Genomic DNA, 14,995 nt, shown 5'->3' with positions numbered 1-14,995 from the left:
GGTCATCGGCCCATGACCGGCGACGTCATTGCCGCGATGCGGGCGTCACCGCAGGCTTTGCCTCGACCGGGGAGGTGCCCCGACGGAGAACGACACATGCAACGCAGGCACTTCATCGCGCTGGCGGCCGGGACGCTGGCAACCGCGGCCACGGCCGGTTCGGGATTGCTGCCCGGTCGCGCGGCCGCGGCCACCGCGAAGGACGGGATCGATGCCGCGGCCTGGCATCGGCTGCGACGCTTCGTTCCCACCCGCTTCGGCGACATCGCCTGCATCGACCATGGCCAGGGCGAGGCAGCCCTGTTCCTGCACGGCTTCCCGCTCAACAGCTTCCAGTGGCGTGGCGCGATCGAACGGCTGGCACCGTACCGTCGTTGCATCGCTCCGGACTTTCTTGGCCTGGGGCACAGCGAGGTCGCCGACGGGCAGGACCTGGCGCCGCGCGAGCAGGTAGCGATGCTAGTCGCCGTGCTCGACCGGCTCGGCATCGACCGCGTCGACGTGATCGCCAACGACAGCGGCGGCCAGGCCGCGCAACTGCTGGTTGCCGCCCACCCGCTGCGGGTGCGTTCGCTGTTGCTGAGCAATTGCGACAGCGAGATCAACAGCCCGCCGGCGGCGATGGCGCCGGTGATCGAGCTGGCGCGCGAGAACCGATGGGTCGACGAGTGGATCGTGCCCTGGCACGCCGATCCGGTGCTGGCGCGTTCGGACGCGGGCATCGGTGCGATGTGCTACGCCGACCCGGGCCATCCGGGCGACGAGGCGATCGCCGCCTATTTCTCGCCGCTGATCGCCTCGCCGCGGCGCAAGGCACTGGCCAACGCCTATGCGGTCGCGCTGGCGCGCAACCCATTGACCGGCATCGGTCCCCAGTTGGCCCGCTGCGGGGTGCCGACGCGGATCGTATGGGGGATGGCCGACACGATCTTCGCGCCGGCCGATGCCGATCACCTGGACCGCGCGTTCGACCGCTCGCGCGGTGTGCGCCGTCTGCCCGGCTACAAGCTGTTCTGGCCGGAGGAGCGGCCGGACGTGATCGCGGCCGAAGCGCTGGCGCTATGGGGCCTGGAAGCCGGCGAGGCTGACATCGGCTCGTTCAGCCGCCCGGCCACAGCCACAGGAACGCCGCCGCGGTGACCACGCCGTAGATCAGCGCGTCGAGCAGGTCCTTGGCGACGCTGCCCCAAGGCTTTCCCATCCAGATCCCGGCCTGCACGCCGCCGCCGCCGTAGGCGAGGAAGGCGAGCACGCCGGCCAGGTGGGCGGCGTACGGAGGCGGCGCCGAGGCGCCGAGCAGGTGCACGGTCAACAGCGCCGCGATCGCGGCGATCGCCAGATTGAGCGCGAACCACTGCAGCAGCGATTCGCCCATCCGCGGCGGCCCGTTGCGGAACACGGTGATGAAGGCGACCGGGCCCTCGTGCAGCTTCTTCAGCATCGCCTCCTCCTGCATCGCCTTCATGTCGGCGCAGTGCGGCACGGTGTACAGCCCGGGCGTCGGCGAGGCCTTGCGCAGCGCCGCCTGCACCGCGTCCTCGTCGGCGAGCTTGCGGTAGTCGCTGTTGTGCCACTTGAAGACCATGTGGATCAGGCTGCTGGCGACGAACACCAGCGCCGCGGCAACGAGGACGGGGAGCCACAACTGGGTCAGTGCGTTCATGACGACCTCCTTCGGTGGATGGGCGCAGCGGAACGTGGGGTCTGTGCGTCAGGGACTGGGTCAGGACCTGTCCAGGCCGAGTGCCGGAACTTGACTCGCGGTTGCCCGTCGTCCCCGTCGAGATCATACGCCGATGCCCATCGGGCAGGCAGATGCGGTGCTGACGGCAGCTCCCCGAGGGTGTCCGGACCGGCGCCGGTCGATGTGATCGGGCAACCGCCGGAGCACTGGCGAGTCGAGAGTCTCACGAGTCGAGAACCTCATGATGCATCGTGGCCACGCAGCCATGACACGGAGCGTGTGCATGCAGAGCTGCGACACAAGGAGGATCAATGAAGTACAAGCATGCAAGGCGCGTCGCCGCGCCACTATTCGCCCTAGTCGGGATTATCGCCAGCGGCATTCCCCAGGCGAATGCCGCCGACCCGGAACGGCCATCGCGCCGATATCAACTGGTGCACGAAATCGTCATGAAATGGGCGCCTGTCATCGCCAAGACCCATCGGGTGCCCCCTCGAGCCTGGGCTCGCGGCATGGGTGGGGTCTTCGCGGACAGCGACCTGGATGCATTGCAGGCGGCGGTGGATGCCCGCAGCCTGGATGGGATGATCCGGGCGCTGGTCCCGGCTTCCGGCAATGGCACTGCGATCGGCGGTGTCAGTGCGCTGGCCGGAACCCTTTCGGCCCAGAATCCGGCGAGCGTCGGTGCGGAACTCGTCTACGTGCCGGTTACGCCGTGTCGGATCTTCGATACGCGCGTCACCGGGGAAATCCTCACATCCGGCAGCACGCGGGACTTCGACGTGACGGGGGTCTCCAGCTATGCGCTCCAAGGTGGCGATGCGGGCGACTGCAACGGCGTCGGGGCGGTCGGCGCGTTCGCGGCGGCGGCGATCAGCCTGAGCGTGGCGACCCCGGCCAGACGGGGATTCATTACCGCATATCCGTTCGGGACCACACGTCCGCAGGCGGTAACGATGGTCTATAACCGGGGTGTGCGGGATACCACGCTGTCGATCGTTGCCCTCGACCAGGATGCGTCCGCCGCCGACATGTCCATCTACTCGGCCAGCGATACGCATGTCGTCGGGGATATCGTCGGTTACTTCATCAAGCCCCGGCCCATCGCCCTGGAGTGCATCGAGACCGGGCAGACGGTGGAGGTCGCGGACCCCGGAGTCGCCAGGAACGCGATTGCGCCGGCCTGTGCGACCGGCTTTACCCAGACGGCCACGAACTGTCAGTCGTCGTCTTGGCAGATGCCTTTCGTCTACATGTCCAATGGGATCTGCTCGGCGCAGAACAATGGCGAGAGTGCCGCCAATCTGAGGGCTTCCCGCACCTGCTGCCGGGTGCCTGGGGGCTGACGATGCCCGACGCGATGGTCGGGGTGGTCCCCGGCCATCGCCGCGTCGGGTCCGGCAGCGGGCAGTTCCGCCTCCGTCATCAATCCGCTGCCGGAGCCCCGGGCTCGCGTGCCAGCATCGCCCCGACCGGCTCCGACACGCTGCGCAGGCGTCCGTTGTCCATCCGCCTGCGGATGGTGGCCGGACCGTGGCACCAAATTCCGCGACCTTGCGTTTTCCCTTTTGACCATGGCGCGGAGGGTGTCCATGGACGCAACCTAATGAAGGGGATTCAGCAGATGAAACTCAAGTACGCAGCGAATGTGGCGGCTCCGCTGCTTCTCGCGGTCGGTGCGATGACCTGTGCCATGCCCAGCGCGAATGCCGCCGAGAACGGGCAGCCTTCCCGTCGCTATGAACTGGTCCACGAGATCATGATGAAGTGGGGACCGTTCGTGGCCGAGACCTACCAGATCACCCCGCAGGCCTGGGCCCGGGAGATGGGCGATCTGTTCGCCACCAGCAGTCTGGACACGCTGCAGGCCGCCGCCAATGCAAATACCCTGGACCAGATGACGCTCGCCTTCACTTCGGTTTCAAGTGGCGGTGCCTCGATCGGTGGGATCAGCACGCAGGCCGGTGACATTTCGATCCAGAGCCTGGGCGATGCGGCAGCCGACCTGGTCTACGTGCCGGTTCCTCCCTGCCGCATCTTCGACACCCGGGTTGCCGGTGGGATCATCGGTGCCGGCAGCACCCGCAATCTGGACGTCACCGCGATCGGCAACTATTCCGGCCAGGGCGGCGACGCCAGCAACTGCAACGGCGTCGGCGCCGCCGGTTCGTTCGCCGCCGCGGCGATCAACTTCAGCGTGGTCACGCCGTCCGCGCAGGGCTTCATCACCGCGTTCCCGTTCAACACCACCCGACCGCTGGCGGCGACGATGGCCTACAACCCGGGCGTGATCGACACCACGCTGTCGATCGTCGCCCTCGACCAGGGGCCGTCGGCCGCGGAGATGTCGCTCTATTCCTCCGCCACCACGCATGTGGTCGGCGACATCGTCGGCTATTTCATCAACCCGCAGGCGACCGCGCTGCAGTGCGTCGAGACCGCGCAGACGATCGACTCGGTCGCTCCCGGCGCGACCAAGAACACCGTGGCGCCGGCGTGCGCGGCGGGCTATACCCAGACTTCGACCAACTGCGAGTCGTCGACCTGGCAGATGCCCTTCGTCTTTTTCTCCAACGGTACCTGCTCGGCGCAGAACAACAGTGGCGGCAATGCTTCGCTGCGTGCCTCGCGCACCTGTTGCCGCGTGCCCGGCCGCTGAAACTGGGACCGCTTGATTCACCGATCGCAGGCGGGTTCCCACGGGAGCCCGTCTGCTTCATGTCGAGGTGGGAGGCCTGGAGGCGATGACGCTCGGCCAGGCCTGTGGCGGAATCCGCCCGTAGCAGGCGGCCGCACGCGCCGGAGGCCGGTAGTCATGCCCCCGGATTGCGACGAACTCGTCATGGAACTCCGCCCAGCGCGAGCGCGGAGGGGCATTGGTCGCGATGCCACCATGTACCTGGTGGAAGGTGGTTTCCCCCAGCAGCATCGTCACCCGGGCGTCGGGCAGCGCGCAGGCCCGGGCCCAGGTGTCGAGGTTGACCAGGCCGCCGCCGGGGGTGACGAACGCGGGGTCGTAGCCCCCCAGTTGCTCCCATTGGCCGCGCCGCAGGAACAGCGCGTTGGTCTCCGAGGGCACGGTGAACCAGCCTTTCGCGGATGAGCCGGCGAACACCGCGATGCGGAACAGTTCGTAGCCGTCCTTGCGCCAATCCACCGAATCCAGCAGGCGGTCCTCCTCGGCCTGGTCGTAGCCGTTGCCGACGCTGCGCATCTGCACGTCGGGGCCGAGATGGAAGGCGACCGTGCCGATGACCGCGCACGGATGCAGGCGCGAGGCTTCCAGCGCCGAGGCCAGCAGTCGCGGCGTGGCCATCCGCGCACCGTCGATCATTACTCCGATCAGCTCGCCGCGAGCCAGCGACAGGCCCTGGTTGATTGCCGAGACTGGCGAGGGTGGGGCGTCCTCGATGCGATGGAAGCGCAGTCCCGGGCAACTGGCCCGCAGACGTTCCAGCTCGGGACGGTGCGGCGAGCCGTTGTCGATCAGGATGACTTCGTAGTCGGAGGGATCGATGTCGCGCTGATAGGCCGGCGACAACGTGTGCAGGGTGCGCGGCAGTTCGCGCGCCATGTCGTAGCCGATCAGCACCACCGACAGCCGCGGCGGGCTCATTCCGGTCGGCTCGCGATGGCGCGCAGTCGGCGCAGGATGTCGGTGCGACTGGCGCCGGATGCGCGCGTTTCGCGCAGGGCGTCGGCGATCGATCCGACCCGCGGGTCGTCCGGGGCCCAGGCCTCGTCCCGTCCCAGCACCTCCGGCGGCGGATCGGCGGGCGCGGTGAAGCGGCGAACGATCGGGTTGTAGCGATCCCATAGCACGCGGTTGCCCGGGTCGAGGCCGGCAACCAGCAGCAAGCCGGTAGGCGCGGTGTCGAGCGGAATCAGCAGCAGATCCTTGCGGAACTCGGCCAGGCAGGCATGCAGCTTCCAGACATCGCCGGTCCATACCCGGGTGCGGCGCTCCCGGCTCGCCTGCAGCGGGTGCGACGGGAAGATGTCGTCGATGACGATCAGGGCGCCGGGATGCGCGCGTCGCTCGACATTCATGAAGTCGCGCAACACAAACTCGAACAGGTGCATACCGTCGATGAACGCGAAATCCGGACGCGGCGCCGAGGCGCTGAGCGCGTCGGCGGCAAAGTAATCGTCGCTGGCCAGTTCGTGCAGGGTGGCATTGGCCGGCAGCGGCGAATCTAGTTCGGGCTGGGGGTCGATGCCGATCGCCTCGCAGCGGGCAAGCGCCAGGCTACCGCCCCGGCGCACGCCTATTTCCAGATAACGGCGCGGCGCCAGTCGCTCATGCAGCGCGGTGAGCGTATCGCGGTAGTGGATGCGGCCGGAGACCGCCTCCTGCTCGGCGCTGCCGGCGGCGACGTCGATCGGCGCGATCGGCTGCCGCGTCCGGGTCGGGCCTTCCGGCACCGCGACCTGGGCGTGGCTGAACACCCCGACCAGGTCGCGCCAGGGGCCGCGTTCGTCGAGCCAGCTTTCGATCATGTGGCAGCCGCTGTGGCGTGCCAGTGCGCGATAGGCGTCGGGGTAGAAGCGGTAACAGTCGACCGGATAGCGGTGGATCGGACCTGCCGATGGCGCGATCAGGAACAGGAAGCCGTCCGGCTTCAGCACCCGCATCATCTCGGCGAAGCTCAACCAGAAGAACTCGCAGTGTTCGAGCATCTGCCCGGATACCACGATGTCGAGCGAACCGTCGTCGAACGGCAGACGGTAGGGATCGTCGAGGACGACGTCGACGCCGTCGCCGGCGCTCAGGTCCGCGGTCAGGTAGCGCACTCCCGGTCCTTGGAAGATCGGGCGATAGCCGCCGTTGACGTCGGCGCCGCCGACATCGAGCACGGTGATACCGTCGCGCGCCTGCGTCCATGCGCCGGTCACGTAGCGCGCGTGACAACGTTCCATGTTTTCAAATGAGGACGCGTGCATTCGAAAAGCCGTGGTTGGCGAGGACTCGGCAGTGTCCGCGAAACCCGCGGCACCGGGCAAGCCCACGGCCGGAGCGGGCTTGCCGTGCGGGCTGACGACGTCGCCCGATGGTTCGGCTCAATCCCGGGGGCGGTCTCCGCTGGCACCGCCGTCGTCATCATCGCGATCGCCACGTCGCGGCTCGCGCACCAGCATCGCCCCGACCGGCTCCGACACGCTGCGCAGGTGCAGGTCCTGCTGCGGGAACGGGATCTCGATGCCGGCCTCGTTGAGGGCGGCGTAGATCCGGGTCAGCAGGCGGCTGCGGATCGCGAACCAGCTGTTGTAGTCGCGGGTCCAGGCGCGCACCGAGAAATCCAGCGAGCTGGCGCCCAGGCCGATGAAGTACGCGGTTGGTTCGGGCACCTTGGAAACGCTCGGGTCGGACTGGACCACGTCCATCATCAGGGCGATGACCTGCTCCGGGTCGCTGCCGTAGGCGACGCCGACGCCGATCTCGATCCGCCGGAACATGTCGCGCAGGGTCCAGTTGGTCAGGTTCTCCGACAGCAGGGTGCCGTTGGGGACCACCACGTCGGCGCCGTCGAAGGTCTTGATGGTGGTCGCGCGCATGCCGATCTCGCGGACGTTGCCGGAGATGCCGGCGATGTCGACCACGTCGCCGGGCTGGATCGGGCGTTCGAACATCAGGATCAGTCCGGAGACGAAGTTGTTGACCACGTTCTGCAGGCCGAAGCCGATGCCGACGCCGAGCGCGCCGAACAGGAACGCGAGCTGGCTGATCTCGAAGCCGGCGACGGCCAGCGCGACCAGGAACCCCAGCATCAGCAATGCGTAGTAGCTCAGCGAGGCGACGCTGTTGCCGACGCCGCGCGGCAGCGACATCTTCGGCAGCACTTCCTCCTCCAGCACGAAGCGCACCGCCTTGGCGCTCCAGAACGCGATCAGCACCGAGGCGACGAACAGCAGGACGTCGCCGAGGGTGAGGCTGATCTCGCCTATCTTGAAGGTATGGGTGAGCACCGCCTCGACCGTCGAGTAGACCGGCCGGAAGATGCGGAAACGGTTCATCGTGTAGGCCAGCCAGCCGATCACCGCGGCGACGTTGAGCAGGCGTACGAACAGGCGCAGCATCAGCACCGCGCGCTCGCGGACGCCGCGCAGGCGGTCGGCGCTGCGGCGGACGATCAGCAGGTGCAGCAGGGCGGTGAACACGTTGACGCCGGCGTACAGCATCAGCCCGAAGTAGCCGCTGTCGATCACCCCGCCGGTCAGCATCTCCGCCAGCGAGAACGCTCCGACCACGTTGGCGATCGCGGACACCGCCAGCAGGACCACGGCCGCCCAGGCGATCAGCTGGACGGTGCGCTGGATGCGGGTGGCCGGCCCGGTCCGCGCGATCCGTCGCGAGCGCCATAGCAGCCACGCGGTCAGCGCCAGCGCCAGCACGGTGAGGCCGAGCTCGTAGAGCCGGTACAGATCGGTGCCGGCGAGCAGCGCCAGGAAGCCCAGCCGCTCCAGCAGGTACAGCGCGGTGGCGACGTAGGGCCACGGACCGAGCAGGCGGAAGCCGTGCGCGGGCAGCAGCCGCAGCACCGGGATCAGCGCAACCAGCATCGCGAACTGGTGCAGCATCAATGGCGCGTCGGCCTCCAGCACCAGGATGCCCATCATCCACAGCAGCAGCCACGAGGACAGCGGTCGCCGCAGTACCCGCGCCGCGGTCTCGTCCTCGACCGTGCCGGGGGCGCTGCGGCGGTTGTGCAGGCTCAGCCAGATCAGCAGCGGCAGCAGCAGCAAGCGCAGGACATTGAGGACGCGCTGGTTGCCGAGGCCGGCGGCGTTGTAGTCGGCGGCGAACTGGGATTCGATCCTGGCGTTCTGGTCGATCGATTCCAGCACCGTCTCCTGGTCGCCCGCCTGCTGCCGCATCCGCCAGATCGGCGGCGCGTCGGCATGCAGCAGCCGGCTGTCGATGTAGTCGATCGCGGCGGCGACGGTCTTCTGGCCGGCCTCGATGCGGGCCTCGACGGCATTGGCGCGCCGGCCGACGTCGATCTGGCGGGCCAGCGGCGCCGACACGGCCTGCTCGGCGGCTTTGAGCTGGGCGATGACCGCGTCGACCTGGGTGGTGAGCGCCGCTGCGGCGCCCGACCCGGCCAGGCCGGCGCGGGTCGCCTCCCAGTCGGCGCGGCGCTTGGACAGCTCGGCGACGTCCTCGGCATACGGCGCCGTGGCCTGCTGCAGTTGCGCCTTCAGCGCGGCGAAGCGGCGGGCGTCGAACCGCCAGTGCCGCTCCAGGCTTTCCAGCCGCATCACCGGCAGGGTCTTGAGGTTCTCCAGCTGGAGCAGGTCGGTGCGTGCGTCGATGGACGCGTCGATCGCGTCGAGCTGCGGCACCAGCCGGGCACCGGGGTCGGGCAGGCGCGCGCGCACGATCACGGTCTGGGCGAAGCGCTCGTCGTCCTTGGCCCGGGTCGGGATATCCGCGACCGCGATCGCCGACGGCCCGGCCGGAGCTTCGCTCGCGACCGGCGCACCGGCGGTTTCCTGGGCGAGCGCCTGGCCGATACCCAGCAGGGCGAGCAGCAATATCGGAACGAGGGACTTGGGCATCGGGGGCATCGTGGCTCCGGTCGGTCGTCGCACCGGGACGCGGTGCGTGCTGACAGAAACGCGGCGGCGTCGCCGATGTGCCGCCGCGCTACCGCCGGCAGTCTAGCCCGGCGGCCCGTGAGAAGCCGTTCACCCGTTGCCGCGGATGGCGGCGGCGCCGGTTCGCGATCGCCCCGGAGCCGGCTCCGGGGCGAGGCGGGCAAGTGGATCAGAACTTCAGGCGCGCGGTGATGCCGTACATCCGCGGCGAGCCGGGAATGTAGGTCGGGGTGCCGAACAGGCGGCCGGTGTTGCCGGCGTCGATCAGATACTCCTTGTCGGCGAGATTACGGCCCCAGATGCCGATGTCCCAGCGGCCGTCGTCCAGACGCACGCCGGCGCGCAGATTGAACAGGCCGTAGGCGTCCTGCTCCAGCCCGGCGGTGTTGTCGTCCTCGAAGAACACCCGCGACTGCCAGGTGTAGGACGGGCGCAGGTAGAATGCGTGGCCGGCGCCGAACGGCACCTGCCAGTCCAGGCCCAGCGAAGCGGAGTGCTCCGGGGTCAGCCGGAAGCGGTTGCCGGCGAAGGCCTGCGGGTTGCCGTCGTCGTCGCGATCGTCGAAGGTCGCGTCGATCCAGGCGTAGTTGAGGAAGCCGACCAGGCCCCGGGCCAGTTCGCCGTTCATCGCCACCTCGATGCCGGTGGCGGTGGCATTGCCGGCATTGGTGGTGATGAACAGCGGAGTGCCGCCGCTGGGGTTGGGGATGTCGGTCTGGAAGTTGCTGTACTCGTAGCGGAACGCGGCCACGTCCCAGGCGAAACGGTTGCCGCCGAGGCTGCCCTTCAGGCCGATTTCATAGCTGTCGACGGTCTCGGCCGGGACTTCCTCGGAGACGGTCGGGGAGAGGTTGAACGCCTCCGGGCGGCGGCCGCGGGAGATGCTGGCGTAGCCGCTGAGGGTGTCGCTGAAGGCGTAGCGCCCGACCAGGCGGCCGACCGCGGAGTCGAAGCTGCCGCTGCGGGTCAGGCGGCCGTTGGTGGCCAGGTTGAGGATGTTGCGGGAGCCGGGCATCGGCACGCCGGCGCCGAGGCCGCCGAGCAGCGACGGCGCGCTGCCGGGATCGGCCTGGTAGCCGGCCTCGATGTCCTCGCGGCTGAAGCGCAGGCCGGCGGTCAGCTCGAAGCGATCGTTGACCCGCCAGGTGCCGTCGGCGAACACGTCCCAGGCCTGGGTGGTGCCGTAGTTGCTGAAGCTCTCGTTGTGCGCCGGGTTCAGCGGCAATGGCAGCGGCGGCAGCGGATAGTTCACGTTCGGGGTGCCGTCCGGCAGCAGCACCGGGATCTCGGGCAGGGTCAGGCCGAGCTGGGCGATCGCCGCACGCACGTTCGGATCGTGCGACAGCAGTGCCAGCAGGCTGCGCTCGTCGGTGGTGAACGGCACCGTCTGCGAACCGTCCTCGAAGAAATAGCTGGCGCCGAAGAAGCCCGCGAACGCGCCACCGGCGTCGTAGTTGAAGCGGAATTCCTGGCTGAACTGCTTGCCCTCGGCAATCTCGGCGAACTCCAACGCGGCGATCTGCGAGCCGTCGGCGTCGAACTGCTCGGTGGACTCGAAGTGGCGCCAGCCGCTGATCGTGTCCAGGGTCCAGTTGTCGCTCAGCGCGAAGTCGCCGAGCACGGTCGCGCCGTAGACCTTGCGGTCCAGGCCCAGCTCGTCGCCGCGGTTGAGGTCGGCCGGCCCGAACAGGTCGGTGCTGCCGCGACGGTTCGGAATCGTGCCGCTGCGGAAGTCGGTGCCCGGCGGGGTGTCGCGCTGGTAGTTGAAGATCACGTCGATCCGGCTCATCTCGCCGATCAGCATGCCCAGGCTGCCGCGCACGGCGCGGGTGTCCTTGCCGTTGAGGTCGCCGCCGGACAGGTTGTCGACGGTGCCGTCGTATTGTTCGCCGAACACCGCCAGGCGGGCGTACAGGGCCTGGTCGGCGATAGGCGCGTTGAGCACGCCGCTGAAGCGGCGCAGGTTGTAGTTGCCCAGGCCCAGTTCGACCTCGCCGCCGAACTCGCCGTTGGCCTTGTTCTGGATCAGGTGGACCGCGCCGATCTCGGCCGCGCGGCCGAACAGGGTGCCCTGAGGACCGCGCAGGATCTCGACCCGCTCCATGTCGAACAGCTCGACCGAGGCGCCGCGCGAACGGCTCAGCGAGACGCCGTCCTGGAAGATCGACACCCGCGCCGGCACGTTGGCGGCGCCGCTGTCGGAGGTGATGCCGCGGATCACGAAGCCGGGGTTGTTCGGGCTCTGCTCCTGCACCTGCAGGCCGGGCACGTAGCCGCTGAGGTCGCCCATCGTGCTCACGCCCAGCGACTCCATGAACTCGCCGGAATAGGCGGTGATCGCGATCGGCACTTCCTGCACCTGCTGCTCGCGCTTCTGCGCGGTGACCACCATGCGATCGAGCTCGACCGCGGTTTCGGGATCGGCGACGGCGCCCGGCGCCTGCTGCGCCGAGGCGGTGACCGGAAGCATGGCCGCGATGGCCAGTTGCAGCGCGCAATGCAGCGGGCGGAGGCGCCGGCCCGGGCGGGCGCCTGTGCGAATCGTTGTCATGGGTTCCCCGAATGAAAAGTGGACAGCTGGAAAGTGGACAGCGGAACGGAGCAGCGAGCCCGAACGGCAGGCCGCAACAAACGCCGAAGTATGGAAGTGCGTGGTTGCAGTTGTGTTGCGCGTCAACGGCGCCACGCCTGTCACGAAATCGACACCTGCCGGGGCCACGATCGGCCGCCTTTCCGGCCGCCCGCCGCGGTCCCGACAGGAGCTGCCGATGACCGCCGATCCGCAACGCCGCCGCCTGCTGAAGGCGCTCACGATCACCGCCAGCGCATTGCCGTTCGCGTCGATGTGGCCGATGCGGGTGGTCGCCGCCGCGGCCGCCGGGGCGTTGGAGTGGTTCCCGCAGTCGGTCGCCTCCGGCGATCCGCGGCCGGACCGGGTGCTGCTGTGGACCCGCGCGCCGGATAGCGGCGGCGGGGCGGTCGTGCTGCGCCTGCAGGTCGCTGCCGACGCCGGCTTCGAACGCCTGCTCGTCGAACGCGAACTGCGCGCGGAGGCATCCGCCGACCACTGCGTGCGGGTCCGCCTGCGCGGACTGGCCCCCGGCACCGGCTATCACTACCGCTTCCTGCGCGAGACCGCGCAGGGCTGGGTCGCGTCGCCGCACGGCCGTACCCGGACCGCGCCGGCAGCGGACAGCGACGAGCCGGTCAGCTTCGCCGTGCTCAGCTGCCAGGACTACGGCGGTCGCTGGTACAACAGCCTGTTGCCGCTGCTGGAGGCGACGCCGGCCGACGACCTGCCGCGGCCCGACTTCATCCTGCATCTGGGCGACTTCATCTACGAGTCGGTCGGCGACCCGAGCTTCCAGAGGACCAGCGACGAGCGCCGGATCGCGTTCGACGACGCCGGCGGCGCGATCGTGCGCGGCCGCGACGCCCTGGCCGCCTGCAGCCTCGACAACTATCGTCAGATCCACCGCACCGTGCGCACCGATCCGGTGCTGCAGCAGCTGCTGGCGACCACGCCGCTGGTCGCGATGTGGGACGACCACGAGTTTTCCGACGACTGTTGGCGGGAGCACGCGACCTACAGCGACGGGTTGCAGGGGGAGGGCGATCGTCGGCGCCGGGTCAACGCCGAGCAGGCCTACTTCGAGTACATGCCGATCGACATCGAGGTCGGGCCCGAGGATGCGGCCGGACAGCAGACGGTCGACACCGAACGGTTGTTCCCGCATACCCGGATGTGGCGCGAGCTGCGTTTCGGGCGCGACCTGCAGCTGCTGCTGGTCGACTATCGCAGCCACCGTCCCGACCACCTGATTCCCGAGGACGCCTTCCCCGGCGCGCTGGCCTACGACGAGCCGGCGCTGCGCCGGTTGCTGCCGCGGATCGGCCAGGACTTCGAGCCACTGCGTCCACAACTGCTGCCCTATGTCGACGCCACCCATCCGCACTGGCCGCGCTGGCGCAAGGCGCTGCGACGGGCGCTGCTGAAGGCCTATCGCGACCAGGGCCTGGAGCGGGCCGCGGCGCGCCGCCGTGTCGCCGCGATCCTCGACGCACCGATCGCGGTGCTGGTGCTCAACGACATCCTGCGCCGCTACAACGCCGCGGTGCCGGGCTTCATGGAAGTGCCGCTGGCGGCGAGCGACGACACCCTGCCGCGCGGCTTGCCCTGGATCGCGCTGGGCAAGACCGGTCTGTTCGAGGACCTGGGCAGCCGCTATTTCGTGGTCAAGGACACCTACGACCTGCTTGCCGCATTGCGCGCGAGCGAGGATCCGGCATCGGCGCTGGGCGAAGCGCAGGCGGCCTGGCTGGCCGAGCGCATCGCCGCCAGCGACGCGCGCTGGAAGCTGGTCGCCAGCTCGGTATCGATGACCTCGATGGTGCTGGACCTGACCCGCCCCGAGTTGCAGGCGCCGGAACTGCTGCGACGCCGGTTCTACCTCAACGTCGATCAATGGGACGGCTTTCCGGTCGAACGCCGGCAGCTGATCGATCAGGTGTTCGAACCGGCCGGCGGCGTGGTCGTGCTGTCCGGCGACATCCATGCCGGATTCGCCACCCAGCTGGCGCCGCGGACGGTCGAGTTCACCGTGCCGGCGGTGTCGTCGCAGACCCTCAACGCGATCATGGCCGGCAGCGTCGAAGCCGATCCGCAGGCCGAGTCGGCCGAGGCCGGGCGCCGCCTGGTCGCCGCGTTGGACACGCTGCTGCCGCTGGGCAACGAGGCGATCCGCTACGCGCAGACGGTGCGTCACGGCATGGGCCTGCTGACGGTCGGCGGCGAGCGCCTGCAGGCCGGGTTCTTCGAACTGCCGGCCACGGCCTGCGAACAGTGCCACTACGCGCGGCCCGAGGAGGCGCTGGCGCAGGGGCAATGGGTGCGTTTCGAGGTCGATGCCGGCTCGCGCCGGCTGCGCCGGGTCTAGCCGGCGGACGGCCGGGGGTGGACGGGTGGAACCTGTCGCTTTCGGCCTCCATGATGGGGCCACCCCAACACGGAAGAACCCACCATGAAGACAGTCCTGATCACCGGCGCCAACCGCGGCATCGGCCTCGCCCTGACCCGCCGCTTCCGCGCCCGCGGCGACAAGGTGATCGCGGTCTGCCGAAATTCCAGCCCCGAGCTCGAGGCCACCGGCGCACAGGTCGAGGCGGGCATCGATGTCACCGACGCCGCGGCCCTGGCCGAGCTGGCCGGACGCCTGGGACATACCCGCGTCGACGTGCTGGTCTGCAATGCCGGCATCCTGTCGCGCGAGGTGTTCGGCGACATCGACGGCGACGGCTTCGAGGCGATGCGCCGCCAGTTCGAGATCAATACGCTGGGACCGCTGCGCACCGTGCAGGTGCTGGCCGGCGTGCTCGGCGAGGGCAGCCGGGTCGGCATCATCACCAGCCGGATGGGCTCGATGGCCGACAACGGGTCCGGCGGCTACTACGGCTACCGGGCGTCGAAGGCGGCGGTCAATGCGATCGGCAGATCGCTGGCGATCGACCTCAAGCCGCGCGGCATCGACGTGTTCCTGCTGCATCCGGGCTTCGTCTCCACCGACATGGTCGACAACGCCGGCGAGATCAGCCCGGACGAGTCGGCCGCGCAGCTGGTCGAGCGCCTGGACACGTTGTCGGACGCCGACAGCGGTTCGTTCTGGCACGCCAACGGCACGCCACTGCCCTGGTGAAGCCTTGCCGGCCTCAGGT

At 69.2% G+C, this 14,995-nt stretch carries 10 protein-coding genes; 5 read left to right on the top strand and 5 right to left on the bottom strand.

Translation table 11 applies throughout. The annotated features are described in order from the left end of the window. Positions 1-96: 96 nt before the first annotated feature. The gene (locus C9I47_RS15870; RefSeq protein ID WP_111267626.1) at positions 97-1,140 is read left to right on the top strand and encodes an alpha/beta fold hydrolase; all 1,044 of its coding nucleotides are present in this window, start codon (positions 97-99) and stop codon (positions 1,138-1,140) included. Here C9I47_RS15870 and C9I47_RS15865 read toward each other — a convergent pair. Beyond that, positions 1,100-1,663 carry a hypothetical protein gene (locus C9I47_RS15865; protein ID WP_111267625.1) on the bottom strand — a complete coding sequence of 188 codons (564 nt, stop codon included), beginning with the start codon at positions 1,661-1,663 and terminating at the stop codon, positions 1,100-1,102. The genes C9I47_RS15870 and C9I47_RS15865 overlap by 41 nt on opposite strands. Positions 1,664-1,995: 332 nt before the next feature. On the opposite strand from C9I47_RS15865, the gene C9I47_RS15860 reads away from it, so the two are divergent. Both C9I47_RS15860 and C9I47_RS15855 read left to right on the top strand, forming a co-directional pair. After that, positions 1,996-3,030, top strand: coding sequence for a hypothetical protein (locus C9I47_RS15860; protein ID WP_145985546.1), 1,035 nt, complete (start codon positions 1,996-1,998; stop codon positions 3,028-3,030). Positions 3,031-3,032: 2 nt separating this feature from the next. Then, positions 3,033-4,343 (top strand): hypothetical protein, encoded by a 1,311-nt coding sequence (locus C9I47_RS15855; protein WP_145985545.1) that lies wholly within the window; start codon positions 3,033-3,035, stop codon positions 4,341-4,343. 57 nt (positions 4,344-4,400) lie between these two features. Here C9I47_RS15855 and C9I47_RS15850 read toward each other — a convergent pair whose 3' ends face one another. From C9I47_RS15850 to C9I47_RS15835, 4 genes are all read right to left on the bottom strand, one after another. Next, positions 4,401-5,300, bottom strand: a complete 900-nt coding sequence (locus tag C9I47_RS15850) for a glycosyltransferase family 2 protein (RefSeq protein WP_111267622.1) — start codon at positions 5,298-5,300, stop codon at positions 4,401-4,403. Further along, the gene (locus tag C9I47_RS17770; protein WP_190238536.1) at positions 5,297-6,694 is read right to left on the bottom strand and encodes a methyltransferase domain-containing protein; all 1,398 of its coding nucleotides are present in this window, start codon (positions 6,692-6,694) and stop codon (positions 5,297-5,299) included. The genes C9I47_RS15850 and C9I47_RS17770 overlap by 4 nt, the downstream gene beginning before the upstream one ends. A 51-nt stretch (positions 6,695-6,745) precedes the next feature. Further along, a complete protein-coding gene (locus C9I47_RS15840; protein WP_111267620.1) occupies positions 6,746-9,244 on the bottom strand; it encodes a mechanosensitive ion channel domain-containing protein in 2,499 nt (832 codons plus the stop codon). A 208-nt stretch (positions 9,245-9,452) separates the two neighbouring features. Further along, positions 9,453-11,753: a TonB-dependent receptor gene (locus tag C9I47_RS15835; RefSeq protein WP_190238535.1), complete on the bottom strand. Its 2,301-nt coding sequence runs from the start codon at positions 11,751-11,753 to the stop codon at positions 9,453-9,455. Between the two features lie 298 nt (positions 11,754-12,051). Here C9I47_RS15835 and C9I47_RS15830 point away from each other — a divergent pair, with 298 nt between their 5' ends. Together C9I47_RS15830 and C9I47_RS15825 are read left to right on the top strand one after the other, a co-directional pair. Next, positions 12,052-14,220, top strand: a complete 2,169-nt coding sequence (locus tag C9I47_RS15830; RefSeq protein ID WP_190238534.1) for an alkaline phosphatase D family protein — start codon at positions 12,052-12,054, stop codon at positions 14,218-14,220. Between the two features lie 84 nt (positions 14,221-14,304). Next, complete coding sequence (locus C9I47_RS15825; RefSeq protein WP_111267617.1) at positions 14,305-14,976, top strand: SDR family oxidoreductase; 672 nt, start codon at positions 14,305-14,307, stop codon at positions 14,974-14,976. The last annotated feature ends 19 nt before the right edge of the window (positions 14,977-14,995 follow it).

It is taken from the genome of Marilutibacter maris, assembly GCF_003233695.1.
Classification (GTDB): domain Bacteria; phylum Pseudomonadota; class Gammaproteobacteria; order Xanthomonadales; family Xanthomonadaceae; genus Marilutibacter; species Marilutibacter maris.
The sequence above is the reverse complement of the archived record's forward strand: the minus strand, read 5'-3'. Positions and strand labels throughout refer to the sequence as shown.

Coding starts and splice junctions, on each gene's coding strand:
- C9I47_RS15860 (WP_145985546.1), top strand. CDS start 1,996: ATGAAGTACAAGCATGCAAGGCGCGTCGCCGCGCCACTATTCGCCCTA.
- C9I47_RS15870 (WP_111267626.1), top strand. CDS start 97: ATGCAACGCAGGCACTTCATCGCGCTGGCGGCCGGGACGCTGGCAACC.
- C9I47_RS15830 (WP_190238534.1), top strand. CDS start 12,052: ATGACCGCCGATCCGCAACGCCGCCGCCTGCTGAAGGCGCTCACGATC.
- C9I47_RS15825 (WP_111267617.1), top strand. CDS start 14,305: ATGAAGACAGTCCTGATCACCGGCGCCAACCGCGGCATCGGCCTCGCC.
- C9I47_RS15840 (WP_111267620.1), bottom strand. CDS start 9,244: ATGCCCAAGTCCCTCGTTCCGATATTGCTGCTCGCCCTGCTGGGTATC.
- C9I47_RS15835 (WP_190238535.1), bottom strand. CDS start 11,753: ATGCTTCCGGTCACCGCCTCGGCGCAGCAGGCGCCGGGCGCCGTCGCC.
- C9I47_RS15850 (WP_111267622.1), bottom strand. CDS start 5,300: ATGAGCCCGCCGCGGCTGTCGGTGGTGCTGATCGGCTACGACATGGCG.
- C9I47_RS15865 (WP_111267625.1), bottom strand. CDS start 1,663: ATGAACGCACTGACCCAGTTGTGGCTCCCCGTCCTCGTTGCCGCGGCG.
- C9I47_RS15855 (WP_145985545.1), top strand. CDS start 3,033: ATGCCCGACGCGATGGTCGGGGTGGTCCCCGGCCATCGCCGCGTCGGG.